The sequence below is a fragment of the Sphingobacterium sp. UBA5670 genome (assembly GCF_002420705.1).
Classification (GTDB): Bacteria; Bacteroidota; Bacteroidia; order Sphingobacteriales; family Sphingobacteriaceae; genus Sphingobacterium.
In genome coordinates this window covers 94,699-117,206 of sequence record NZ_DIIM01000021.1, presented here as the reverse complement: position 1 = coordinate 117,206, position 22,508 = coordinate 94,699, and the positions used below count along the sequence as shown (strand labels likewise).

Annotated in this window: 26 protein-coding genes; 17 read left to right on the top strand and 9 right to left on the bottom strand. The window is 37.6% G+C overall.

Translation table 11 applies throughout. The features are described 5' to 3' along the window. Nucleotides 1–51 precede the first annotated feature (51 nt). From arsC to B3C94_RS18435, 4 genes are all read left to right on the top strand, one after another. Nucleotides 52–435, top strand: a complete 384-nt coding sequence (gene arsC / locus B3C94_RS18450) for an arsenate reductase (glutaredoxin) (protein ID WP_293906407.1) — start codon at nucleotides 52–54, stop codon at nucleotides 433–435. A 319-nt stretch (nucleotides 436–754) separates the two neighbouring features. Next, on the top strand, nucleotides 755–1,402 hold the full coding sequence (locus B3C94_RS18445) for a hypothetical protein (RefSeq protein WP_293906405.1): 648 nt from the start codon (nucleotides 755–757) through the stop codon (nucleotides 1,400–1,402). Nucleotides 1,403–1,434: 32 nt separating this feature from the next. Then, a complete protein-coding gene (locus B3C94_RS18440; RefSeq protein WP_293906403.1) occupies nucleotides 1,435–2,655 on the top strand; it encodes a DUF1266 domain-containing protein in 1,221 nt (406 codons plus the stop codon). A 59-nt stretch (nucleotides 2,656–2,714) separates the two neighbouring features. Next, entirely contained in the window at nucleotides 2,715–3,155 is a 441-nt protein-coding gene (locus B3C94_RS18435; RefSeq protein ID WP_293906401.1) for a hypothetical protein, read from the top strand. Nucleotides 3,156–3,260: 105 nt separating this feature from the next. Here B3C94_RS18435 and B3C94_RS18430 read toward each other — a convergent pair whose 3' ends face one another. Then, nucleotides 3,261–3,707 (bottom strand): hypothetical protein, encoded by a 447-nt coding sequence (locus tag B3C94_RS18430; RefSeq protein WP_293906399.1) that lies wholly within the window; start codon nucleotides 3,705–3,707, stop codon nucleotides 3,261–3,263. Between the two features lie 304 nt (nucleotides 3,708–4,011). Here B3C94_RS18430 and B3C94_RS18425 point away from each other — a divergent pair, with 304 nt between their 5' ends. Together B3C94_RS18425 and B3C94_RS18420 are read left to right on the top strand one after the other, a co-directional pair. Continuing rightward, nucleotides 4,012–4,446, top strand: a complete 435-nt coding sequence (locus tag B3C94_RS18425) for an SRPBCC domain-containing protein (protein WP_293906397.1) — start codon at nucleotides 4,012–4,014, stop codon at nucleotides 4,444–4,446. 41 nt (nucleotides 4,447–4,487) lie between these two features. After that, nucleotides 4,488–5,273, top strand: a complete 786-nt coding sequence (locus B3C94_RS18420) for an alpha/beta fold hydrolase (protein WP_293906395.1) — start codon at nucleotides 4,488–4,490, stop codon at nucleotides 5,271–5,273. A 34-nt stretch (nucleotides 5,274–5,307) separates the two neighbouring features. Here the strand turns inward: B3C94_RS18420 and B3C94_RS18415 are convergent, their stop codons facing one another. Beyond that, nucleotides 5,308–5,508, bottom strand: coding sequence for a YqaE/Pmp3 family membrane protein (locus B3C94_RS18415; RefSeq protein ID WP_293906393.1), 201 nt, complete (start codon nucleotides 5,506–5,508; stop codon nucleotides 5,308–5,310). Nucleotides 5,509–5,780: 272 nt separating this feature from the next. On the opposite strand from B3C94_RS18415, the gene B3C94_RS18410 reads away from it, so the two are divergent. After that, nucleotides 5,781–5,999, top strand: coding sequence for a hypothetical protein (locus B3C94_RS18410; protein WP_293906391.1), 219 nt, complete (start codon nucleotides 5,781–5,783; stop codon nucleotides 5,997–5,999). Between the two features lie 292 nt (nucleotides 6,000–6,291). Here the strand turns inward: B3C94_RS18410 and B3C94_RS18405 are convergent, their stop codons facing one another. Beyond that, nucleotides 6,292–6,654, bottom strand: coding sequence for a hypothetical protein (locus tag B3C94_RS18405; protein ID WP_293906389.1), 363 nt, complete (start codon nucleotides 6,652–6,654; stop codon nucleotides 6,292–6,294). 247 nt (nucleotides 6,655–6,901) lie between these two features. Between B3C94_RS18405 and B3C94_RS18400 the strand changes: the two genes are divergently transcribed. Continuing rightward, a complete protein-coding gene (locus B3C94_RS18400; protein ID WP_293906386.1) occupies nucleotides 6,902–7,348 on the top strand; it encodes a GNAT family N-acetyltransferase in 447 nt (148 codons plus the stop codon). A gap of 65 nt (nucleotides 7,349–7,413) precedes the next feature. Here B3C94_RS18400 and B3C94_RS18395 read toward each other — a convergent pair whose 3' ends face one another. Together B3C94_RS18395 and B3C94_RS18390 are read right to left on the bottom strand one after the other, a co-directional pair. Continuing rightward, on the bottom strand, nucleotides 7,414–7,866 hold the full coding sequence (locus B3C94_RS18395; protein ID WP_293906384.1) for a DUF1569 domain-containing protein: 453 nt from the start codon (nucleotides 7,864–7,866) through the stop codon (nucleotides 7,414–7,416). Between the two features lie 48 nt (nucleotides 7,867–7,914). After that, nucleotides 7,915–9,114: a transglutaminase-like domain-containing protein gene (locus tag B3C94_RS18390; protein ID WP_293906382.1), complete on the bottom strand. Its 1,200-nt coding sequence runs from the start codon at nucleotides 9,112–9,114 to the stop codon at nucleotides 7,915–7,917. Nucleotides 9,115–9,417: 303 nt separating this feature from the next. Between B3C94_RS18390 and B3C94_RS18385 the strand changes: the two genes are divergently transcribed. Both B3C94_RS18385 and B3C94_RS18380 read left to right on the top strand, forming a co-directional pair. Then, complete coding sequence (locus B3C94_RS18385; RefSeq protein WP_293906380.1) at nucleotides 9,418–10,095, top strand: hypothetical protein; 678 nt, start codon at nucleotides 9,418–9,420, stop codon at nucleotides 10,093–10,095. 105 nt (nucleotides 10,096–10,200) lie between these two features. Further along, entirely contained in the window at nucleotides 10,201–11,328 is a 1,128-nt protein-coding gene (locus B3C94_RS18380; RefSeq protein WP_293906378.1) for an acyltransferase family protein, read from the top strand. Nucleotides 11,329–11,403: 75 nt separating this feature from the next. Here the strand turns inward: B3C94_RS18380 and B3C94_RS18375 are convergent, their stop codons facing one another. Together B3C94_RS18375 and B3C94_RS18370 are read right to left on the bottom strand one after the other, a co-directional pair. Further along, complete coding sequence (locus B3C94_RS18375) at nucleotides 11,404–12,087, bottom strand: dihydrodipicolinate reductase C-terminal domain-containing protein (protein ID WP_293906376.1); 684 nt, start codon at nucleotides 12,085–12,087, stop codon at nucleotides 11,404–11,406. Between the two features lie 128 nt (nucleotides 12,088–12,215). Then, nucleotides 12,216–13,274, bottom strand: coding sequence for an SDR family oxidoreductase (locus tag B3C94_RS18370; protein WP_293906374.1), 1,059 nt, complete (start codon nucleotides 13,272–13,274; stop codon nucleotides 12,216–12,218). 72 nt (nucleotides 13,275–13,346) lie between these two features. Here B3C94_RS18370 and B3C94_RS18365 point away from each other — a divergent pair, with 72 nt between their 5' ends. From B3C94_RS18365 to B3C94_RS18340, 6 genes are all read left to right on the top strand, one after another. Continuing rightward, nucleotides 13,347–14,150: an AraC family ligand binding domain-containing protein gene (locus B3C94_RS18365; protein ID WP_293906372.1), complete on the top strand. Its 804-nt coding sequence runs from the start codon at nucleotides 13,347–13,349 to the stop codon at nucleotides 14,148–14,150. 143 nt (nucleotides 14,151–14,293) lie between these two features. Then, the gene (locus B3C94_RS18360; protein WP_293906370.1) at nucleotides 14,294–14,863 is read left to right on the top strand and encodes a DUF6624 domain-containing protein; all 570 of its coding nucleotides are present in this window, start codon (nucleotides 14,294–14,296) and stop codon (nucleotides 14,861–14,863) included. A gap of 32 nt (nucleotides 14,864–14,895) precedes the next feature. Further along, entirely contained in the window at nucleotides 14,896–15,483 is a 588-nt protein-coding gene (locus tag B3C94_RS18355) for a TetR/AcrR family transcriptional regulator (protein ID WP_293906367.1), read from the top strand. A gap of 154 nt (nucleotides 15,484–15,637) precedes the next feature. Continuing rightward, the gene (locus tag B3C94_RS18350) at nucleotides 15,638–15,931 is read left to right on the top strand and encodes a hypothetical protein (protein WP_293906365.1); all 294 of its coding nucleotides are present in this window, start codon (nucleotides 15,638–15,640) and stop codon (nucleotides 15,929–15,931) included. 488 nt (nucleotides 15,932–16,419) lie between these two features. After that, nucleotides 16,420–17,475, top strand: coding sequence for an NAD(P)-dependent alcohol dehydrogenase (locus B3C94_RS18345; RefSeq protein ID WP_293906363.1), 1,056 nt, complete (start codon nucleotides 16,420–16,422; stop codon nucleotides 17,473–17,475). Between the two features lie 158 nt (nucleotides 17,476–17,633). Further along, the gene (locus B3C94_RS18340) at nucleotides 17,634–18,932 is read left to right on the top strand and encodes a cryptochrome/photolyase family protein (RefSeq protein WP_293906361.1); all 1,299 of its coding nucleotides are present in this window, start codon (nucleotides 17,634–17,636) and stop codon (nucleotides 18,930–18,932) included. Nucleotides 18,933–19,008: 76 nt separating this feature from the next. Here B3C94_RS18340 and B3C94_RS18335 read toward each other — a convergent pair whose 3' ends face one another. Continuing rightward, nucleotides 19,009–19,788: an alpha/beta fold hydrolase gene (locus tag B3C94_RS18335; RefSeq protein ID WP_293906358.1), complete on the bottom strand. Its 780-nt coding sequence runs from the start codon at nucleotides 19,786–19,788 to the stop codon at nucleotides 19,009–19,011. Between the two features lie 697 nt (nucleotides 19,789–20,485). Next, complete coding sequence (gene map / locus B3C94_RS18330; RefSeq protein WP_293906356.1) at nucleotides 20,486–21,247, bottom strand: type I methionyl aminopeptidase; 762 nt, start codon at nucleotides 21,245–21,247, stop codon at nucleotides 20,486–20,488. A gap of 339 nt (nucleotides 21,248–21,586) precedes the next feature. On the opposite strand from map, the gene B3C94_RS18325 reads away from it, so the two are divergent. Then, nucleotides 21,587–22,222: an NAD(P)H-dependent oxidoreductase gene (locus B3C94_RS18325; protein WP_293906354.1), complete on the top strand. Its 636-nt coding sequence runs from the start codon at nucleotides 21,587–21,589 to the stop codon at nucleotides 22,220–22,222. Nucleotides 22,223–22,508 lie beyond the last annotated feature (286 nt).

Here is a 22,508-nt window from a genome sequence, read left to right as displayed (position 1 = left end):
AAATCGTTTATGATTTAGTTGCTATTTTTGGAGATATTCAAAATCGATTTTTTGACGCATATAATTTTACAGCTTGCGACCATGATCAAAATTTACCATAATATAAATTGCAGCAAGAGCTGCAATGTACTGGAACTGTTAAAACAACAACGTACTGAATTTGAAATACAGGAATACCTAAATGACGTTCCGACCAAGGGGCAATTAGTCGAGTTATTGGGACAGCTCGGGCTAACACCTAAGGAACTCATCAGAAAAGGAGAACCGGTATTTCAAGAGAAATTCCGAAACCTCGAACTAACGGATGAGCAATGGATCGATGTGCTGCTGGAATATCCTATTTTGATCGAACGCCCTATCGTTGTAAAGGATGACGTTGCAGTAATTGGCCGACCAATCGAAAAGGTTGTAGAACTTATTGGGGCTAAATTATAATCTGCTAAACCATTCATTTTAATGTATTCATTTTCCTAGAAGGAAATTTCCTTTTTAAAAACGTGTGGTGATATGAGGCCTAAGAACTTAGACATACAAGTTGTATTTAATTAAATCACTAAAGGCCTTCGAAATTAACGATTGTATTATTTTTTTCAAATATTGATTATTGAGCTACAAATATCGTCAAGTTTTGACCTAATATGGATTTCGGATTTTCAGATTGAATTATTATGTGCAGCTTTATGTTAATAATTGAGAATGTGACCTATGTCGTCACGATTTTACAGATTTAAATACTTTATTAAAATATTTTAGTTTGAAAAAAGCACTATTTATCCTTCTTCTTTTGGCGGTTTCGTTTTTAATCGCAGCGTTTTTTATCAAAGTCAATAAACGAGAAACTTTGTTGTATAAAATACAGCAATGGGTTACTTATGACAAAGCTGATTGGGACAATTATGAAAATAACCAGCGAACTCTTGGTTCGGCAGCAGCCCAAGCCGCAACGACCGAAGTGGTTTCCGTGGCAGATGACCTATATCCAGTTGATACCAATTATGTAGCTCCAGAATTCAGGGCTTCAGAAATCGAAAAGGTTAAAAAAGCAGATTTTGGAAAATTAACTGTAGCGAAGTTACATCCAGATCATGAGGATGCGCAAATCGCATTAATTCATCTTACAGCTCGAAAATTGACAGACGTTATTATCAATCAGAAAATTAATATTAAAGTTGGAACCTGTTTTGAAAATCCGAAAACAGATGGTCATTATCGCTGTGTAAGTTGTATGATTTTACTTTATAATCGTGAGAAGAAAAATTGGGTTGAGGCTCCAAATGGTGAAAATTTCATGAAGAATGCCTATGATTTTTATCAGACTTCCGAAGGAGATATTTGGCAGGCGCGAGAATTGTCTATGCGAATTCCCTATGATTATGCTTTAGTAGCAAAATATAGCAAATAATATCTCATAGTGAAGTAAATAATATAAATAGCATGATGTTTAAATTTTTTAGAGAACTATTGAATGCGGCGAGAGAAGGTGTCACTGAGGCAAAAGAGGAATTGATGCTGCAAGCTGAACAGAAAAAAAAAGAAGGCGAAGGGAGTTTAGTAACGGATGGAAATATACTCCGGGATATTCCCTATGAAGAGCAGTTCGGCAATGCACTTGGAGCTCCATTTAGAGTCATTGTTTTTGGGGATTGGTTTACTGTTTTCGGAAGTGCGGGCGATGACGGAAATTATCCGATTCACTTATATCAATTTGGAAATTATCCCAAAATTGATCAATTCCGAAGTGATTTTATTAAATTGTTAAAAAGGGACTTTGCGATAACGGATATGGAAAGTTGTCTAGAGGTTTTGGGCAGCTATTTTACATTGCTTGGGATAGACAGAATAGGAACCGCATTGGACGGGAAATCCAGCCACATTGATACGGCTATATGGGATATTTCAAAACCGGGGGTAAATGCATTTACTGTAGCTGTGACAAGTCATATTGTGACATCCGCAACTGACGTTGGATATCTCTCAAAACCCATAGCTTTAACCATTTTAAAGAATCTGTCCTTATATGCAAAAAAGCATTTTAGCGATTGGTTGCTATTTTCTGACCATTTTCTAGAAGGAGAAAATCAGGTTGGCCTAAATAGCAAAATTGGAAAATCTTATTTGAAACGGTACATCGGATATTTAAAGGAAAAAATAGGCAGCCCCTGGAATAATGTGGAGTGGCGGCTTGGAAATCGGTCAGGAATACTTTTACATGTGGCTTGGCGGTTCCAACGGATGCGATATCGTAGTATTGAAGAATTTGAAAAAGAAGTTAATATGTATCAAAAAGATACTTTCGAAAATCGGAATCGATGGAGTCCAAATCAAATTGTTGTTGAACAATCGGAAATTGAAGTCTGCTACCTCGTTTGGATTAGAACCATGGAAGATCTGAAAGAAAATGAATATCTGTTGGACGATGAAGCAGACGCCTTTTCTGAGAACAACGCAGATAATGGATATTATCAGGTTGAATTGTGTGCCAGATTGAAATCGCCTAATGGTCGGCATTTTACGGCTTTGGATTTGCTCTATCAGCTTGAAGAGCAGGTCTCCGAGAAAGAGTTGGGTGACCATATCTTTTTCGAAGGATTGGATGTAATCGAGAAAGATGAGGAGGGAATTCCTATGTTCTATTTGAGTTGTGGAAAAGTATAGAAATTGAAAGGTAGCTAAAACTGTAGTCTAATTACTTTTGTTATCCTAAATAAAACGTTATGAATAAATTACCGTTATTGATAATGAATTTGTTGGCAATTTTTATTTTTGGAGCATGTCAATCGCCCCAGAGGCCATCTCAACAAAATGCAAATGAATCTAAACAGAAGGTACAGGAAATACCTTCAAATATTACCTTTTTTGGTGGTGGTAGGTTAAAAAAAATGAATATGGTATCAGGTAAAACGGACACTATCTTTATTTCAGTCCATCAGGCGGATTCGGTACTTATCAAACTAAGAACACCCAAGGATACTGCTAATGTAAGGATTAGCCAGCTTTTTCTGCCCGATGGTTCTGCCGATGGACCCTTTGGTCGGGAACTCACTTATAGATTTAAAGATATTGGCCAATATCATATTACTGTAAACGAAAATCGCATGATAGGAAATCATTATTCGGGCCCATATGAAGTGCAAATTGTACCAATAGTGCAATAAAAGATAGCTCTTCTAAGCGAATTTTGTTCAGTTAGAAAAGCTATCTTTTCATTCAGCGATTGATTGTGTTACTCAATATGACTGATGCTAGATCTTCTCTTCTGATTACTCAACGTCTCCCTTATATTTGATCGTATTATTCTTGTAAAGCGCTGATTTTTTAGCATCATATTTATAGCTATCCTTCCGGTAAATATCATTTTCAACCTTATCCAAGATAATTGTATTTTTATTATCAGGTAAGAATAATTCAAGTTTTGATTGATCATTGCTAACAATAACAAAAGCACTAATGACGGCTTCGCCTTCTTTTTTCTCTGTCGGATTTAGGCGTAGGCCAACATTAAAAACTTGGATACATCCTTGCTTGATCTCGCTCCAGGTCTGCCCCGCAGCAACTAGACAGCCATGCTCATCTTTGCTACCTCCAATGGATGGTGTTTCCTCTTTCTTGCTTTGATCAGCTACTTTCTCAGATTCGTTGTGCTTGGGAGCATTGTTACAAGCTGTCAAAGTAAAAAGACTCATCACTATAAATGCTAATTTTTTCATTTGAATCGGTTTTTATATGTTCATGATTTGCATGCAATAAATATACCATAGTCTTTTGCGGTGTTTTTCCTAATCGGGTTATGGTCGACTTTTATCCTTGTAATTTGGGTCGTGGGAGAAGTTTTTCTATCTAATGAAAAATATCGTTGGTCTGGCGTTAATTATTGTCATAGGACAAGTAGAGTTATTTTATAGTTTATTAATATTGTCGTGTAATTCAATCCGGTTTTTTTATCTCTGTATATTGGAGGATATGATTTTAAACCAATGTTGATATACAAAAATATCCTTATCTAAATATCATATGAACCACAAGGATCAGCCTGTAGAAAAGTTAGTCTCGGTTATTTTAGTTGAAAAGCAGCTCACCGATGTCTGGACATATTGGAACGATTCCGATGCAATTATGCAATGGAATATCCCATTTGACGACTGGCACTGTCCAGCCGTTAGTATCGATTTTAGGGAAGGTGGAATGTTTAATTTTAGGATGGAACAAATAGGTAATCGGGAGGGGTTTGATTATATGGGTGTATTCGATGAGATTATTCCAATGGAGTATATTGAAAGCACCAGTGGCGGCAGAAAGTGCATTGTTGAGTTTCAGGCGATTGATAACAATACGATTATCAGGGAAACTTTCGAACCTGATGCGTTTACTCCGGTGGAACTTCAGCAATCTTTTACCGATGGAGTCTTGTTAAATTTTAAAAAATTTATGGAAAACAAAACGTATTAGTGGCGTGTTGCTACAGACAGAAAGACTTTAGATGATAAATTATGCGCGAGTTAGAATCAAAAAGCGGCTATGCACCGGCTAATGGAATAAAACTTTATTACGAAATATTTGGGACTGGAAGGCCTTTAGTATTGATTCATGGTGGTGGCTCTTCTGGTTTTTCCGATTTTGAGGAGACTGTAAAAAGGTTGTACGACCGATACCAATTGATTTTAATAGATCTGCAAAATCATGGAAGATCCGAGCATAGGACTTCGGCTGAAAGCTTTGAACAAGATGCCAAGGATATTTTGGCCATTCTGGATTTTCTTTCTATTGGAAAAGCCTCATTTTTCGGTTTTAGCAATGGTGCGACAACAGTTTTGAAATTTGCGACGATGTACCCCAATAAGGTTGAAAAACTAGTTGCGGCATCAGGAAATACGAAAAGAGAGGGACTTTTGGATGGCTTTTTTGAAAGCATGGAAGCTTCAACTATTCAGGACATGCCGCCGTTTCTCAAAGAGAATTTTATGAAACTGAATCCGGATCCAGAGAAATTTAGAAATATGTATGAAAAAGACAGCCAACGGATGATAAACTTTGAAGATTTTGACATAGAATCTTTAAAGAGTTTGACCTGCCCCGTATTTCTGATAGGAGGGGATCAAGATGTTGTAAAGGCGACCCATTTAGCCGATATGCAGCGGCAGATTCCTCATGCAAGACTGCTTATTTTACCTGCTAATCATGGAAATTATATGATGGCTGATTTTAATGGTGAAGTCAATACCAAACTGATTGATTTTACAATGCAAGAAATACAGCAATTTTTGGAATCTAAATAATGCTCATCAATCGAACGAAAAAGCACTTAAAAGCTTATCGGTAATTGCGCATATTACGTTCCATTTTACGTATACGCTGTTCATTTTTTCCATCAACACGGGATGCGACGGCCCATATGGCTGCGGGTATCCAACCCAGTATAGTTATCTGGAGAATCAAACAAAGAAAGCCACTAAAAATCTTACCGCGTAAAAAAAATGATAGCCAAGGAAGTAGGACCGCTATTAATATCATAAGTAATCGGTTTATTAGAATTATGTACTAAAATACAAAATTAAAGCATTCGCTGGTAAAAACTATATATAATTGAACTAGGAAAAAATAAACTATTTATTATAACGCTCTGGTATTTAATGTTTAATGGCTTGGTGGTTGCTGGGATAAGTAAATGTTAAGAAAACTTAAAATATGAGATTAGGCAGATGAATTTTAAAATTTAAATTAGGAGTGGCATCAATGTTGATGTTTCCCTGTCGAATATTTTAGATGCAGTTTACATAGAATAAATGACGGAAAACATGGGAAACAATAATATTATTGAGAATTTAGATAGTAAATATCGTGGCTATCTCGATGATGAGGGGAAATGGCTCAATGAAGGATTTAAGAATATTTTCATCGATGGAGAACCAAACAGAGAAAACCTGAAAACTTCGGTTTATCTTATGTTGCCTCAAGAGATCAGAGAATATGTCGATCATTTGCTAGGTGAAAAAATTGATTAAAAATATAGGCATAAACAGACAAATTGAAGGTTTACTGAAATCAATTCTTTCTGGTTTTAGTAAACTTTCTTCTTTAAAAATAGGTTAGGAAAGCGTATGGTAAAAATTCATTAAATACCAAACTCTCTTACGGTTTGACAGATGTGCTCTTTTTCTTTTCGACTCAGCACATTTAACATTGTCAATATTCCTTTACCCTGAATTGTTTCAAGCTCAAGTCTTGGACCATATCAATTACTTTCAATAATGCGGATATTGACGATCTGTATATAAGGCACAAATATCAGTGGATCTAACTCTGCCATAGCCCACGTACTCCAATTTTTTTTTCAATCCGTTTAAAATACAATCCTTTTTTATCTGTTCTGGCCCGGATGATCTTTTTGCTGCTTCTTACAAGAAGGAAGCCCCCGATAATAAAAGCTAAGCGAAGCAGTAACATAAATAAAGAGATTAAAAAGCGAAATACATCCCTAAAGTCAAGTGTCATGGCGCTGAAATTCTCATTAAATGAATCATGTGGATCATAGCCAATGAAAAATGTCGAGCCTCCCATTATAATCAGAATGATACCAATGATAATGGATCGCCAATTTGGTAAATAATAGTTGATACAGATTTGACTGCCTTTGGCTACAGATTTTCTTCTTTTCATTCCTAAAGATAGCGCAAGATACAATTGATACTAGACCAGACTTACAATTCGTATTAAAGGATTTATAATTCGAGAACGATTGTTTTAACGAGATGAATGTTGTTTTCGAATTTTATGCGTCTGTTATATGGAAACGCATAGAAACCTCTATTGCAGGAGACTGGACTACGCCGCATCTTTAATCTGGATGAGACCGATGAGAAGAAGTTGGGATACATTTGCGATATAAATCAAAATATTTAATAAGATGAATTACAACATTAGAAAAGCAAGTCTTGAGGACCTGGATCAAACAGCTGCGCTATTCAATCTTTATCGAATTTTTTACAGACAGGAATCGGATCTCGAAAAGGCGAAGGAATTTTTGAAGGAACGGTTTCTACATGGCGAATCAGAAATTTTTTTAGCTACTCTGGGGGAACAGGCTGTTGGCTTTGTTCAGCTTTATAAATTATTTCATTACACTAAATTGCAGCGGCAATGGTTATTGAGTGATCTTTTTGTTCACACCGATCACCGAAGCAGAGGGCTATCGGTCCGACTTATCGATCGCAGCAAACTATGGTGCGAAGAGACCGAGGCCTGCGGTCTGATGCTTGAAACGGAGAAAATAAATGCTATAGGTAATGCCCTTTATCCAAGATGTGGGTTTGAATACGACGGCATGCATAATTATTACCATTGGTGGAGATAATTTTAAATGGATCGCAAGGGTATTTCTGTTCCTTGCGATCCATTTTGATAGCTTAGATTGACTAACTATACAGCAAATTGCGTCAAATGATGATCGAGGTGTTTATAAAACATGTTGTTCCATTCCCAGCTTTTGAGCCTTCCAAATGAATGAGACTCCTTTCCATCAAAATAGTTTTCGCCCAATTCCAGGGTTTTTTGAATATAAGCTATCAATCTGCCTTGTTCGAGTTCAAAATCCCGTCTTGATGTTACCAGAAACTCGGTAGCAGTAGGATTATTTCTCTTATAAGGTTTTTCGCTCACAACCAGATTTTTTACAAACCATTTTAGCAGCAGTTTCTTTAATCCAGTTGGTTTAGGATGCTTATCATCATAGATTAATTCATAGGTCACATTGCAGTGAGCCAGCATTTGATCGACAGTCATTTTACCCCATTGGGCCCTGCTGTCTGGATTAAGATTTTGAATCCGTGTTATCACTTCATCACTCACTGTTTTGTCGAAAATATTTTTCATTATTTAGCTGTTAATTGGTTTTTTAATTTTTTGGGTCTAGATTGTCGACTAGTTGTAATATAATATCACATTTGTGGGCTCATCTTTTACACTTACTTGTTTTTCTGTGGGTCCGTTTTTATTGCTGTATCTCAATGTATAAGACTGATTTTTTTTCACAATAAATGTTAAATGATCATTCGCATCCTGGAGTTTTGTTGCCGTAGAACCACCGCCGATTTGATCATTTCCCTGGAAGATATCTACATTACATTTTGTTCTGCCTTCAGGTTGGCATTGATCCTTGCTGAGATACATGGTAACGTTCAAACGAGTGTATGATTTATCATTCAATTGTTGGTTATATTGCTGATTGAATAGATCTATGTAGCGTTGCGAGACATTATCTGCATAAACCTCAGTTTCACTCCACGCAGGGAATGAAGTAGCAGCTGGTTTATAAGAAGCTGCATAAATAGCGTGTTCTCGGCTATTTGGATCTGCTTTTCCCGCATCTGCCAAAAACCAGCTGTAGTTTAGATCTTTGTCTGGATAATATTCTGTAAAATACCATTTTCCATTGATCCATACTTCCACCCAGCTGTGGTTACCACGATTGTCATGCCAATTTGGTGTACCTGCGATCCTTGCCGGAATACCTACTGATCGCAATGCGTCAATGAGTAAAATCGATAATCCAGTACAAGAGGCCATCCCTTGACTCATTGATTCAGCTGGATTTTGATCTGCTTTTTTTCGCTGAGTATTGTAATCCACTTTGACTTCATCTCTGATATTCTTATTGATGGCTGTTATTGCACCTTTTATTGTTTTACTGTCCGCTACATATTTCGAAAAACGATCGTAGAAATCACTGCGCCAGTCATCAAGATCCTCAGAAAACACGCGGTAGGGCAATACTTCATTTAGAAAAATGGAATCTGGAATCTCCTTTGCCCAGGAAAACGTTGATCTTGCCTGGTAAGCCTTTTTGATATTACGGATAAGAAGCTCACTTTTGATGGTCGTTAAATCGTTCTTAGGCATATATGCAATGAGAAAAGCTGCGCCTTCACGCATTTCTTTAGGGATTTCCCGTAGTACTTTTTCCAATTCGCTACGATTTGTACCAGCTGCATTTAGTGCTTTTTCGACCGGCATTTGATACTGGTTTGGTAAAGAGGAAAGCTTGAAATCTTGCGCTATTGCTTTGAGGAAAATGGCTGTAAATAAACAGCAGGCAACTAAAGATGATACTTTTTTGAACATAATATAAGCTTGCTTATTCTGGATTTATATAAATTATTAGATTTTGTTTCAAACTTAGATAAATTGATTTTTATATGCAAAAGTAGGGGCCAACACAATTTCATTTGCAAATGAATACAAATTTAATTTAGTTTGAAGATCTTTACACCGAAGTATAGATCGTAACCCCAAAAAATAGTTTGAATGACAATTCCGATGAGACCATTTCATTTTCTAAATCAAAAGGCATTCTATGCGGTCCTTTTATCTATTCTTCTGTATTCTTGTCAGTCGCAAAATCCGGATAACGTTATACTTGAAAAAATGGATAAAACATTTAATGTGTCCAAGTTTTATGAGCCCAAAATACAACGAAGCAAAGAATTATTGCACGCAGATGTAAAAAAAATGAATAAAAAGGAGTTGAAAGAAGCCTTTGGAACAGCTATGTTTAAAAAGGATACGCTGGCCATTTTTCATTCAGAAGGGAGCTTGCCCACCCCATTTTACATCGAATCTACTGCAGGTTGGGGAACTAGAAAACTGAAGCCGGTCAAAGATTTTGGTTATCGTTACTCAACTGTTTCCTATAACGAAGAAAAGGATACGCTAGCGATGCTAAATGATGTGCCTTTCCCAGCATTGACTATGGGGGAAGATAAAAACGGTGAATTTGCTTACCTGTATGCCATGAAGACCTCAAAAAATAGAGTTGATTTCCAAGATCTTTATAATTATCTACAGAAAAACTATAAAGCGTTGAAACTTCCAGACGATGCGGGAAATAGTATAAAAGCTTGGGAAAATAAAGATTTTTATTATTTTTTGATTAAAAAAAATAGAAGAGAAGAGCAGATATTTTCATTCGGAGAGGAGGAAAACGACAATCCGACAGCCACAGACATTACTGATATCCGTTTAGAAATTTATAATAAGTTATATATCGAAGATATGCGGAAAGAGCAGGTTTATTTACCGGATTATATTTCTCTTATCCACTAATTGATCCAGAAAACTGGTGACATTCAAACTTGTTACAAAGCTGCATGGACGAATTTGTTTATATTTACTTCCTTGTAAAAAAATCAATCAAATCGTCCAATTTTTATGTCCGGTACTCAAATATCAACTTCCACTTATGCAGATACCAAACCACATTATGCTGTACTTGACGGGCTACGTGGCGTAGCTGCTATTACTGTCGTATGCTTTCACATTTTTGAAGCCTTTGCAACAAGCCATTTGGACCAGCGTATTAATCATGGGTATTTGGCGGTTGACTTTTTCTTTATGCTTTCAGGTTTTGTTGTGGGGTATGCTTATGATGATCGTTGGAAGACAATGACAACAAAGGAGTTTATTAAACGTAGGATAATACGTCTGCATCCGATGGTTGTTATGGGCGCTATTATAGGAGCAATCATGTTCTATTTTCAGGGTTGCTCTGTTTGGGATGTGACTGAGGTAACATTTTCTTCCTTGGCAATTGCAACCTTATTGAATGCCTTGTTAATTCCTGCACTTCCCGGGCATGAAGTGAGAGGACTTGGGGAGATGTTTCCGCTAAATGGACCTAGCTGGTCTTTGTTTTTTGAATACATCGGCAATATCTTATATGCATTGATTATTCGTAGATTCTCGACTAAAGCATTGGCTGGACTCGTTATTTTATTTGGGTTAGGATTGGCTGTATTTGCTATATTAGGACCTTTGGGAGATATATGTGCTGGATTTTCGTTCACAGGAACTGAATTTACAGCAGGCTCCCTTCGTCTTTTATTTTCATTCACGGCCGGTTTATTTCTATCGCGAATATTCAAATCTTTGCAAATCAAGGGCGCATTTTGGATTTGTAGTTTGATTCTTGTTCCAGTTTTGGCAATGCCTCGCATTGGTGGTGCCGAGCATCTTTGGATGAACGGTATATATGATACCCTGTGCTGCGTGCTGGTGTTCCCGTTACTAGTCGTTTTAGGGGCTTCGGGAAAGGGGAGCAGTGGCTTCACAAATTGGCTTTGTAAATTTTTAGGCGATCTATCTTATCCGTTGTACATGGTACATTATCCATTTATTTATTTGTATTATGCCTGGGTCAAGAATGAAAACCTGAGTTTCGAAGAATCTTTACCTGGTGCCGCAGCTGTTGTGATCGGCATTATTGTTCTTGCATATTGCTGTCTGAGATTATATGATATGCCTGTACGAAAATATCTGTACAAACGGTTTTTAAGATAAAAAGGGAAGTAAAGGTGGTATGCCCAATAGGATATCTAACAGACCGTTCGTAATCACTCTTTTTCGAAGAATACGTTAAAGCAGTCCCATATCTACTAAATCTAGTACTGTGTGCCTTTTATTGGCTAATTTGTTCTTTATACATGCTTCAATTATTTTTTTGACGCCACTTGAATAGGAATCATGTCCGAGGACCTTGGTTTCAATCTTAATCTCATCATTTTGATCTTTGATTACAATCTGATGATAGGCGTGCTTTTCTAAGTGGGCAACAGGGATATTGATCTTATAGGCTTGCGTTTTTGCATCCCGGATAGAGATTACTCGCTCGTGAGGAACATGCAAGGAATTGGCAATATGATAGGCTGTACCTGGCTCAGTCGTTTTGGAGGATTGATGAGACTCCATAATGGATATTTCATAGTCCCTGAAGTTATGGCCAAATTGCTGGAGCATAAAAAGTGTTTTTAACAACAGTATGGACGTATTCGGACAAATAATGAGCGGAAAGGTTGTCTCGAGCTTTTCGGTCTCCAACCCCGTCGACAGTTCGATTAACACTGAGCCCGTGCGAGCACAAAACTCAAGACAATCTTTCAGTTCACGGCCCGAGCCAGCATGTATAACGATAGATGGAGACGTCGTTGTACCGGATGATTGCCACGGAAGAAGTTCGACTGTGGGAATGGAGAAATCAGATTTCAGTATAGCGTTTGCCAGTTTTCCTGATCCAACTACAAATGCTTTTTTTGTATTCATATAGTTTATTTTATCAACTATCCGATATCCTTTTGACTATAAATGGATACCAGATGAATTTTTAACGAAGTAAAGGTTGTGCTTGAGTCGAGTAAGTTACAAAAATAGACGGTAAAATTTTATTTTTGTTAGTATGGAATTATTCTTTTTTCACGCATTTCGTCAAAAAGCTGATAGAACATTTGTTCGGTATCCATAAATTCATGAAATCCGAGGCGTCGGGCTTTTGTACCATCGGCAAAAAAATCATAATCCCAAGAAAAAACAAAATCGCCAAAAGGCCAGGCCGAAACCTCCTGATAGCTATAGCTTAACTGATGCTCTTTTTGTAATTTCTGCCATATAGGTTCTTTATCCGCCATCATAGTTGCAAGAGATAGCGGGATTGGAGCGGCAGTTTCCATCTTGAAGTAAGAGGCCAATTTAGGCCAGAGTTCCTTCCATCGAAAGAGATCGCCATTGTTAATGTTAAAAGCTTGATTGGCAGCTTGCGGATTCGTGGCAGCCCATACCATTGCTTTCGCTAATAGTGTGGCATCAGTCATTTCCATCAGTGTCTGAAAAGCGCCAATTTTTCCCGGAAACCGAAGTGGGATACCGAGTTCTTTTGATATAGATGCATACACAGCGATGAGCATCGCTAGATTCATCGGATTATTGGGAGCTGTTCCACCAACAACAGATGGACGTATTGAAGACCAGGTCCATTTCTTGCCTTTTTGTAGCTGTTCGAGGTATTGCTGTTGGCTGGTATTGAATTCCGGTGGCATATGGCCAGCGTCTGATTCTTTAGCAGGTGTTTTAAAGGGACCTAAATGTGCACCATATACTTTGTAACCTTGCATGAGGCTGATATGTTGAATATTGGGGGCAATTGGTTCGACCGCGGTCAAAACATGAATCAACATTTTCATGTTGGGCTCAACCAACTCTGCCCAGGTAGATCTATCTTGGTAAGCAACATAGTAAATGTGGGTGACGGTATTCAAGTTACCTAGTTTTTTGATGCAGTCTGCTAAATCCAGTAAATCTACGGCTATAAAACGCACTTTTTTCCGGTCAATATTTGGTCGTCGTGATATACCTATGATTTCCCAATCCTCCGATTTTTCGAGGTATTCGATTAGATTGTTACCAATGACGCCATTGGCGCCAACGACTAAAGCTGTTTTTTTTCTAGTTTTCATTTTTATCTATTCTTTATAAGAACAAAGTTAGCTGGAAGTCTAGCGGGTATTAGGTAAAAATCTAATATAATTATGTATATTTCTGATATGAAACGCTATCGTCAATTTGAGCCTATACTTATTTCATCAATTAAGATGCTTGAATGGAAGCATCCGGAACATAATCATAATCATTATGAGTTTATTTTTATTCGGGAGGGCTTAGGACGACATATCATTAACGGACATCCATATTCTTACGAGGGCGGGATGATCTTTCTCCTCGGTCCCGACGATCAGCATTATTTTGAAATTGAACAATACACACATTTTGTTTATCTTAAATTTACCGATGCATACCTTGGTCACAATCTGCCAGGTTCTGGAACTGCGATACAACAGCTGGAATATCTAATAAAAAGTAGAGAAACCCATCAGACCGGGTTTCAATTAGCTGGGGAAGATAAGTCGGCGGTTGAGCTGATCTTTGATCTACTTGTGCTATGGAAAAAAGCCCAGACCGGAAATCAGGAACTTATTTGGCTGCAATTATTCAGCATTGTACATATTTTGCAACGGAATATGCCTGAATTGCGCAGTAGTAATTTTAGGAGCCGTGATCTGCAAGCCATGTTCTGTTATATCCATAAGAATATTTACGATCCTAATCGTCTGCGGTCAAACGTGATGGCAAAGCATTTTAATATCGCTAACGATTATCTCGGTATTTACTTTAAACGCCAGACAGGAATTACCCTGCGGAACTATATTCAGAACTATCGCCGTACATTGATAAGTCAAAGAATAACAGCAGGAAGAGTGACTTTAAAGGAGATTGCTGTGGAATTTGGGCTGACCGATGTAAGTCACCTGACGAAAATTAGACATAAAACTTGATTTATTTCCATATAAAAGTGCTCAAGTCGCAACCGATCTAATCAATGGAAAGTTTAGGTAAAAAGGTTTTGAATACAATGGTTTGAAGGAGACTAATGCGATTTTTGGGGAGTAATATGCTTTGTAAAGTTTTTTAGAAAACAATGATGTTATATAAAAATATTGCGGACGAGATTATTAGGATGAGTCAGGATGATGACTCGATACGAGAGAAGTTATTGCGGACGGGAGAGCTCCATGGTGGCTATCATCCGGAGATGGAAGCAATTCATCGGCAGAATGCAAAAAGACTACGTGAAATAATTGCCGAAATAGGTTATCCAACGATTTCAAAAGTGGGCGAGGTCGCTAGTAATTCAGCATGGTTGATTGTGCAGCATGCGATCGGGGAGCCCGATTTTATGGAGGATTGTTATGAGTTGCTTCTTGATAATATCGCAGACATCAACTTGGCAAATTTTGCTTATTTGCACGATAGAATTCAGTTTTTCAGGAGCAAACCGCAACGCTATGGGACACAGTTAACCCGTTGCGGGAAGATTTATCCCGTGGAGGATACAAGTGCATTGAATGCATTGAGAAAGTGTATGGACCTTCCACCGTTTAACCACATAGAAATAGGTGAAATTGAACATGTGGAGCAAATTCCATTACTAGATAAGGAAAATGGCACATATAACGATTGGCGAAAAAAAGTTGGCTGGATAAGTTGATTTTTCGACATTTTTTGTAGATTTGTCGAGTAATGACAGGTCAACAGGAAAATATTAAAGAGGAAATTATCCTATCATCCATGAAAGTGTTTGAAACGTATGGATTCGCAAGGGTTTCTATGCAAGATATTTCAAAAGCTTGTGGAAAGGGACGAAGTACACTTTACTATTATTTTACCAGTAAAATGGACGTCTTTGACGCGATTGCGGAGTACCTATGTCAGCAAGTGTTTCAGGTCGCGAGCACAACTTATAATAGGGACGCTTCTCTGGAGGATAATTTAGTTGGTTTTTTACAAGCCAAACTGCGCCAGATTAATTTAATTACCAAACGTTTTCATCTCGCGTTTGAAGATATGAAATCTGATCCGGCTTTGATGGTTTCGAAGACACGTTACATGTTGGATGACGAGATTAAGTTGATTCGTGAAATGATTGAACTGGCCATTCAGAAAGAAGAAATTCAGGCCTTGGAGGAAAAGGATGTTCTGTTCTTATCGGAGATGTTGGTGACAACATCGCGCTGCTTTGAGCAGGAAGTTTTACTTTTTGACCGTTTTCCAGATTTTGAAGCTAGACTTTCTTGGCTGACAAGTATATGTGTCAGGGGACTGCGCTAGTAATTTGACAGCGTAACGAAGAAGAATTGTTTTGGACAGTAAGAGTATATATTTATTGTTCTTTTTTTTGAAAAAGAATTCGACAAAAATACAAAATATGTCCATATTAATCAGCTATTTCTTTTTAATAGGGACACTAGACAGGATATAAACTATGGGGTTAAATGCGAAAATAGGCAAGTCGGTAGACAGTTTTGCGTCAGAAAGATGCGTTTTGGTCATGGTGGAGACTGACGGAACGACCCGCTCTGAAATAAACGGATTGCTGGATCCGGATATTGATTGTTATTTATTACTACACCGTGATGTAGAGAAGCTAGATAGCCTAGCGCTCGCATTGGAAAATGAAAATAAAACGGTCCGATTAGCCAGGGACTTTGAGGAACTGAAACAGATGCGTTTTTTGAGCCATCACCTACAACAAATTGCCGTTAAAATTTTGAAATAATCTAATTATGTATAAAGTTGTCTACTCTTTATCTCGTAAACTCAAGTGGAAAGCCAGCGAGATTTATCATTTTCTTTATCAGAGTTTCCCTGAGATAAAAAATATTGACCTATTGCTAGATGATCAGCAATTTTTACTTGTTCTTCGGATTAGCAGCCGGTTGGAATTTTCTATTTTGAATATATGTCAGAAACAAGGATTGGCCATGCAATTTGTCCAGGTAGAAGATACGGATTAGTTAGCCCGGTTTGAAAGAGTTAAACTATCGGATGTGCAGCTGTGTAATCCATTACTTGATGAGCCGTAAAGTAATATTATTTTGAGCTCTGCAGCAAAATAATTCTGAAAGTTACTTTTTACTTTTGATGTAGTTCCTTCAAAACATTTTTTGCATCCATTGGTTAATTTTATCGTATGGATGGAATCTGTGTCGTATGATGGGAATTTTATGTATTTATTTAAAACAGAAAACAACAATTTTATCAAGTATGAGTACATTTTCAATTAGAGCTTTTGGAACAAGCGCACCGGCGAATGATCTAAAACAAATGGATATTGAACGTCGTGAAGTAACAGAGAAAGATGTCGAGATTGATATCTTATTTTGTGGAGTTTGTCATTCAGATTTACATACAGCGCGAAACGAATGGGGCGGGACCGTTTATCCGAATGTACCCGGTCATGAAATTGTAGGGCGAATTACTAAAGTTGGATCAGCTGTAACTAAGTTTAAAGTAGGCGATTTAGCTGGCGTGGGATGTATGGTCGATAGTTGTCGCGAATGCGAGAGTTGTAAGGAAGGTTTGGAACAATATTGTGAAAATGGAAATATCCAAACATATAATGGTCACGATAAGCATCTAAATAAACAGACATTTGGTGGTTATTCTGAACGCGTCGTGGTAGACCAGGATTTTGTACTTCACATTCCTGAAAATTTGGATCTTGCAGCAACAGCGCCTTTATTATGTGCTGGTATTACCACTTATTCACCTTTGAGGCATTGGAACGTGGGGCCAGGAAAAAAAGTCGGTATCGTTGGTATCGGCGGATTGGGACACATGGGAGTCAAAATAGCGAAAGCAATGGGAGCTCATGTGGTCGTAATTACAACGTCTGCTTCCAAAGTTGATGACGCCAAACGTTTAGGGGCTGACGAGGTGATCTTGTCAACTGATGCTGAGCAAATGAAAGAGCATGCAGGCACATTACATTTCATTTTGGACTGCGTTTCGGCACAGCATGATATCAACGCTTATTTAAGTTTATTGAAACGAGACGGCTCTCTGACGCTTGTTGGTGCGCCTGAACACCCACTGCCTGTAGCTCCTTTCAGTTTGATTCCAACACGTAAGAGTTTTTCAGGATCTATGATCGGCGGGATTGCAGAAACACAGGAGATGCTTGATTTTTGTGGTAAACACAATATTATCTCGGACATAGAACTGATTAACATGCAGGATATCAATCATGCCTATGATAGACTATTGAAAAGCGATGTGAAATACAGGTTTGTTATTGACATGGCGAGTTTGAAAAACTAACCTAATAAAATTCTTAAACGCTGAACCATCAAAGGGAATTTCTAGTACCTTTGATGGTTCAGCGTTTTTATATACTTAATTTGCGATTAATTATTTTGTTAATCTTTTTGTCCTTTGAAGTTGTTAACTAGGGGGGAAGGCAAAAATTCGTCATTTTTATGGAAAAAGATAAAGTTAATATATTTTGGTTTCGAAGGGATCTACGCTTGGATGATAATGCCGGACTTGCGCGTGCGCTCGCTTCGGGGTATCCGGTATTACCCGTATTCATATTTGACGAAGATATTTTGAAGCTGCTGGAGGATAGGAAAGACAGACGTGTTCATTATATTCATCAAGCACTAACAGGTATCAATGCGACCTTAGAAAAAAGTGGTGCAACTTTGAATACTTTCTTTGGTAAACCTATCACTATTTACAGAGAGCTTGTTGAGAAATTTGACGTGCAGGGAATCTATTGTAATCGGGATTATGAACCGAAAGCAATTCATCGGGACAAAGAAATTTTTGATTTTTGCCAATCGATCGGAATTCCCTTCAAAGCTGTGAAAGATCAGGTTATTTTCGATAAAGGAGATATTTTAAAAAATGATGGAACGCCCTATACGGTTTATACACCTTACGCAAAAAAATGGCGGGAGAAATTACGTCCCGAGGACCATCTTTCCTATACATACACAACGGAATTTTTCTTTCAGCAAAACCATGAGCAGATTATTTCTTTGGAGAACTTAGGTTTTCTAGAGACCGACCTTATTTTTGAAGAACCAAAGCTGAATGCTGCAATTATTGACCATTATGATACAACTCGTGATTATCCGGCATTAATGGGTACTACTAAATTGGGAATTGCACTTCGTTTTGGAACAATTAGTGTACGTCAATGCGTTACTTTTGCTTTAAAACACAATTTGACTTGGTTGTCTGAATTGATGTGGCGTGAATTTTTTATGCAGATACTCTATCACTATCCGCATGTTGTTAGGGAGTCCTTTAGGAAGCAATACGATGCCATACAATGGCGCAACAATGAGGTAGAATTCCAGCAGTGGTGCAATGGAGAGACTGGATATCCTATGGTAGATGCGGGTATGCGCCAATTGAATGCTTCGGGTTATATGCACAATCGTGTACGAATGGTCGTAGCTAGTTTTCTTTGTAAGCATCTGTTGATCGACTGGAGATGGGGAGAAACCTACTTTGCACAAAAACTAAATGATTATGATCTATCGGCCAACAATGGTAACTGGCAATGGGCCGCCGGTAGTGGTTGTGACGCAGCCCCGTATTTTAGGGTTTTTAATCCGACGCTTCAGGCTGAGAAGTTCGATAAAAATCAGGAATATATAAAAAAATGGGTTCCTGAATTAGACACTTCAGCCTATTGTGAGCCTATTGTCGACCATCAGATTGCCCGTGATCGTGCGATAAAGACCTACGCAAAGGCATTGAAATAATGGTATTGAATGTCTACTCCGTACGAGAGGTTTTAAGGACCAACAAAGAGGAGTGGACATTCAATGTATCTCATTTTTATTGATCTAAAAACTCAGCAACGAATGCGTCAAATGCCTGTGGATTTTCGGCTTGAACCCAGTGACCGGCATTAGGAATTGTTTTAAATACGGCATTTGGAAATTGCTCCCTGATCTTAATTTTATCTTCAGGTAATATATATCTTGATTTCTCTCCTGGCAGAAATAATGTGGGGCCGTTGAATATCCCTGATTTTACCCCGACGGTGATGAACTCCGTATATTTATTTTTTAAAACATCCAGATTAAAGCGCCAGTCTAATTTCCGATCTTCTCTGATATATACATTTTTTAATAAAAATTGGATAACACCCGGATCACTCAAATAGTTTTCAATCTTTACTTGTACATCTTTCCTGTTTTCTAGTGTTGTAATATCTACAGCAGATAGCGCTTTGAAGATATCCTCATGATGTGGAGGATAAGCTTTCGGGGCTATATCAGCGATGATCAGTTTTTCAATCTTTTCTGGATGGTCAATAGCAAATTGCATCGCTACCTTTCCGCCTAAAGAATGACCCAATAATAGTACTTTATCTGCTCCAATGGATGTTATATAGGCCAGCAGATCGTCTACCATAACTTCCACCGACATATCTTCACTGTGGAAACTTCGTCCGTGATTACGAAGATCGAGTAAATGTACCTGTCTTTTCTCTCCGAAACTACGACCAAAGGATCCCCAGTTGTCTGCCATACCAAAAAGCCCATGGAGGACAATTAATGGAGTGCCACCGTTATCTGCACCATATATTTTGCTGTGTTGTAATTCTTTCAATGTCATGCTATTTATCATTGCAATTTATCACCTGTCTGTGACGTATATATCCAGCGAAGTTAGCTTTTGTTGGTGATTTTTTGATCGAAATTATGTAAAACATTTACATAACTTCCTACTTAATTCCATCTTATCGCTCTTATCAAAATGGTAGGATTTGGTGATTTTTGGTATTACATCTCCCTATATCATCTTAATTTTGTTTTAAACTTAATTTATAAAGTAGATGATTAATAGCGCACTAATTGTCATTAATATTCAAAAAGAATATTTTTGGAAATATGAATAGAGCTTTTGTAATATTTGCTGTTTTCGGAACTGCTAAGGATACAATAAATGCATTTGGCAGCTTATCGGAATGAAATGGAAGCAAAATTTTGACAATAAGAATAAAAATTTTGTTAAAAGTGATTTTTATCACTTTTTTCTTGAAAAGAATAATCTACTTTTACTGCTGTAGCGATCCTTCTGAAAAGTTGACTTGTTTGAGAGTGGCACTATTTAGCCATAAAAATATATTATTTGGGGGTTTTCCCGTTATGGGAGGCCCCTTAATTTTTTTTGCAGATTTTATTTCTGAGATAGCGAAGATTGGACCGATGTTGCGGATTTAGGAGTCCGTCTCTAGAAAACGAGGTCTTTTCGATTGTCTTCTATAAACTTTTCGAAAAGACCTGTTGATACGTGTTATCAGTGCTTAAAAAATAGCGTTTTGTTCAGTTAATATGACAGGGTAGCCTTCTGTAATAAGAATCGTGTGTTCATGTTGTGCCATGAAACCGCCTTTGTCTCCAACCATTGTCCAGCCATCCTCGATTTCAGTTGCATAGGTGGAAGTGGTCGAAATAAAGGTTTCAATGGCAACAACCGTATTTTTTCGAAATCTACGTTGGTCGAAGCGATTTTTGTAGTTAAGCAATTCATCAGGTTCTTCGTGGAGGCTTTTTCCTACACCATGCCCACCAAGGTTTTTGATAACTTTATAACCTCTTTTTTTCGCTTCTGTCTCAATGAGATGCCCAATGTCGGCTATCTTTACACCGCCTCGAATATGACTGATTGCTTTTTGAAGAATTTCTTTGGATGCTTTTACCAGTTTTTCATGTTGATGTATATCCTTTCCTATAACAAAGGAGCAGCCATTATCAGCCCAATACCCATCAAGTTCGGCAGATACATCGATATTGATCAAATCGCCTTCTTTTAATATCCGTTCTGCTGTGGGGATACCGTGGCAAAATTCATTGTTTACACTAATACAGGTGTATCCAGGGAAACCATAAGTGAGGGCAGGTGCAGAATTTGCACCCATTCTCGTTAATATTTCGGCCCCATATTCGTCGAGCTCTTTAGTTGACATGCCCACTCGAGCATGTACTATCATGGATTTTAAGGTTTGAGCAACAGCATCGCTCGCTTTTTGTATACCTGTTAGCTCTGTTTCGTTTGTTATTGACATTGTTGATTTTTTATCGTGAAGCTAATAAGCTCTGTTTTCTTGATTTTGTTAAGTTCTATTTTTTGTGGAATAAATCGTTGAAGACCTTATTGTTCTAATGAGATCTAAACACATACAAAGGTCTTAATAAAATTGAATAAAATAAAGATTTCCTTCCGATTAGCGGCAAATACGTGCTGTTTTCCTCACAAAAATCCAATATAGGTAATAGAAAATAGGCTGTTTTTTGTCCTGTTTTTTATTGTTATCGTCCTGTATTTTGATGTTTAGACATGTAACTTTTTGTGTATCTTTACTTAACTTTATAGGTTGCTATTGAACATTTAAAATAAAAAAATAATGGCATTATTAGACACATTGGAATGGCGCTATGCCACAAAAAAATACGATCCTACGAAAAAGGTCGCTCAGGAAGATTTAAATAAGATTTTGGAAGCCGCACGTATGGCGCCCAGCTCTTCTGGACTTCAACAGTTTCGTGTAATTGTGATTACGAATCAGGAATTAAAAGAAAAAATTGTACCAGTGGCTTGGGGGCAACAAATTGTCGCTGATAGTTCGCATTTATTGGTCTTCGCAGCATGGGATAGATATACTGATGAACGTATTGACAATACATTTGACCAAATGAATACGTTGAGGGGCTTGCCGTTAGACACAACTGACGAATATAAAAATAGATTAAAAGGACAGTTTGCAAGTTTTACTGAAGAACAGCAAGCGGCGCATGCGGCCAAGCAAGCTTATATTGCTTTTGGTTTGGCAATTGCACAGGCAGCAGAATTGGGCATTGATGCCACACCAATGGAGGGTTTTTCAAATGTGGAATTGGATGAACTGCTTGGTTTGGATAAACTGGGTTTGAAGAGTGCCGTTATGCTTCCATTAGGCTATCGGATGGAAGAACAAGACTGGCTGTTGAAGCTGAAAAAGTTTAGACTTCCAAAAGAGGAGTTTTTGATTGAGTTTGCATAAATTGTAGATTCATATAAATAAAAAAGGCGTTTCAACACTCGGTTGGAACGCTTTTTTGCTAAATAGTCATTTATAATTAGATAATACCTCCCGGTATATTTCTTGCAATTCTCTTTTACCTCACTTGTATTTTCATCTTTGTTTGCAATGTCTTTGTTCCGATGTGGAATTATTTGCCTCCAAAATATTAAAAAGGAGGATGAGTATCGAAATTGTTATACTTTATGACACAGATGGTTGGAGGAGGATAAAAAAGATGCTCTAGGAGAATGTATGCAGTTTTTTG

Bases quoted from the DNA above. Each gene is read 5' to 3' on its own strand.
- B3C94_RS18440 (WP_293906403.1), top strand. From the start codon at position 1,435: ATGATGTTTAAATTTTTTAGAGAACTATTGAATGCGGCGAGAGAAGGT.
- B3C94_RS18435 (WP_293906401.1), top strand. From the start codon at position 2,715: ATGAATAAATTACCGTTATTGATAATGAATTTGTTGGCAATTTTTATT.
- B3C94_RS18430 (WP_293906399.1), bottom strand. From the start codon at position 3,707: ATGAAAAAATTAGCATTTATAGTGATGAGTCTTTTTACTTTGACAGCT.
- B3C94_RS18425 (WP_293906397.1), top strand. From the start codon at position 4,012: ATGAACCACAAGGATCAGCCTGTAGAAAAGTTAGTCTCGGTTATTTTA.
- B3C94_RS18420 (WP_293906395.1), top strand. From the start codon at position 4,488: ATGCGCGAGTTAGAATCAAAAAGCGGCTATGCACCGGCTAATGGAATA.
- B3C94_RS18415 (WP_293906393.1), bottom strand. From the start codon at position 5,508: ATGATATTAATAGCGGTCCTACTTCCTTGGCTATCATTTTTTTTACGC.
- B3C94_RS18410 (WP_293906391.1), top strand. From the start codon at position 5,781: ATGACGGAAAACATGGGAAACAATAATATTATTGAGAATTTAGATAGT.
- B3C94_RS18405 (WP_293906389.1), bottom strand. From the start codon at position 6,654: ATGAAAAGAAGAAAATCTGTAGCCAAAGGCAGTCAAATCTGTATCAAC.
- B3C94_RS18400 (WP_293906386.1), top strand. From the start codon at position 6,902: ATGAATTACAACATTAGAAAAGCAAGTCTTGAGGACCTGGATCAAACA.
- B3C94_RS18395 (WP_293906384.1), bottom strand. From the start codon at position 7,866: ATGAAAAATATTTTCGACAAAACAGTGAGTGATGAAGTGATAACACGG.
- B3C94_RS18390 (WP_293906382.1), bottom strand. From the start codon at position 9,114: ATGTTCAAAAAAGTATCATCTTTAGTTGCCTGCTGTTTATTTACAGCC.
- B3C94_RS18385 (WP_293906380.1), top strand. From the start codon at position 9,418: ATGGATAAAACATTTAATGTGTCCAAGTTTTATGAGCCCAAAATACAA.
- B3C94_RS18380 (WP_293906378.1), top strand. From the start codon at position 10,201: ATGTCCGGTACTCAAATATCAACTTCCACTTATGCAGATACCAAACCA.
- B3C94_RS18375 (WP_293906376.1), bottom strand. From the start codon at position 12,087: ATGAATACAAAAAAAGCATTTGTAGTTGGATCAGGAAAACTGGCAAAC.
- B3C94_RS18370 (WP_293906374.1), bottom strand. From the start codon at position 13,274: ATGAAAACTAGAAAAAAAACAGCTTTAGTCGTTGGCGCCAATGGCGTC.
- B3C94_RS18365 (WP_293906372.1), top strand. From the start codon at position 13,347: ATGTATATTTCTGATATGAAACGCTATCGTCAATTTGAGCCTATACTT.
- B3C94_RS18360 (WP_293906370.1), top strand. From the start codon at position 14,294: ATGATGTTATATAAAAATATTGCGGACGAGATTATTAGGATGAGTCAG.
- B3C94_RS18355 (WP_293906367.1), top strand. From the start codon at position 14,896: ATGACAGGTCAACAGGAAAATATTAAAGAGGAAATTATCCTATCATCC.
- B3C94_RS18350 (WP_293906365.1), top strand. From the start codon at position 15,638: ATGGGGTTAAATGCGAAAATAGGCAAGTCGGTAGACAGTTTTGCGTCA.
- B3C94_RS18345 (WP_293906363.1), top strand. From the start codon at position 16,420: ATGAGTACATTTTCAATTAGAGCTTTTGGAACAAGCGCACCGGCGAAT.
- B3C94_RS18340 (WP_293906361.1), top strand. From the start codon at position 17,634: ATGGAAAAAGATAAAGTTAATATATTTTGGTTTCGAAGGGATCTACGC.
- map (WP_293906356.1), bottom strand. From the start codon at position 21,247: ATGTCAATAACAAACGAAACAGAGCTAACAGGTATACAAAAAGCGAGC.
- B3C94_RS18325 (WP_293906354.1), top strand. From the start codon at position 21,587: ATGGCATTATTAGACACATTGGAATGGCGCTATGCCACAAAAAAATAC.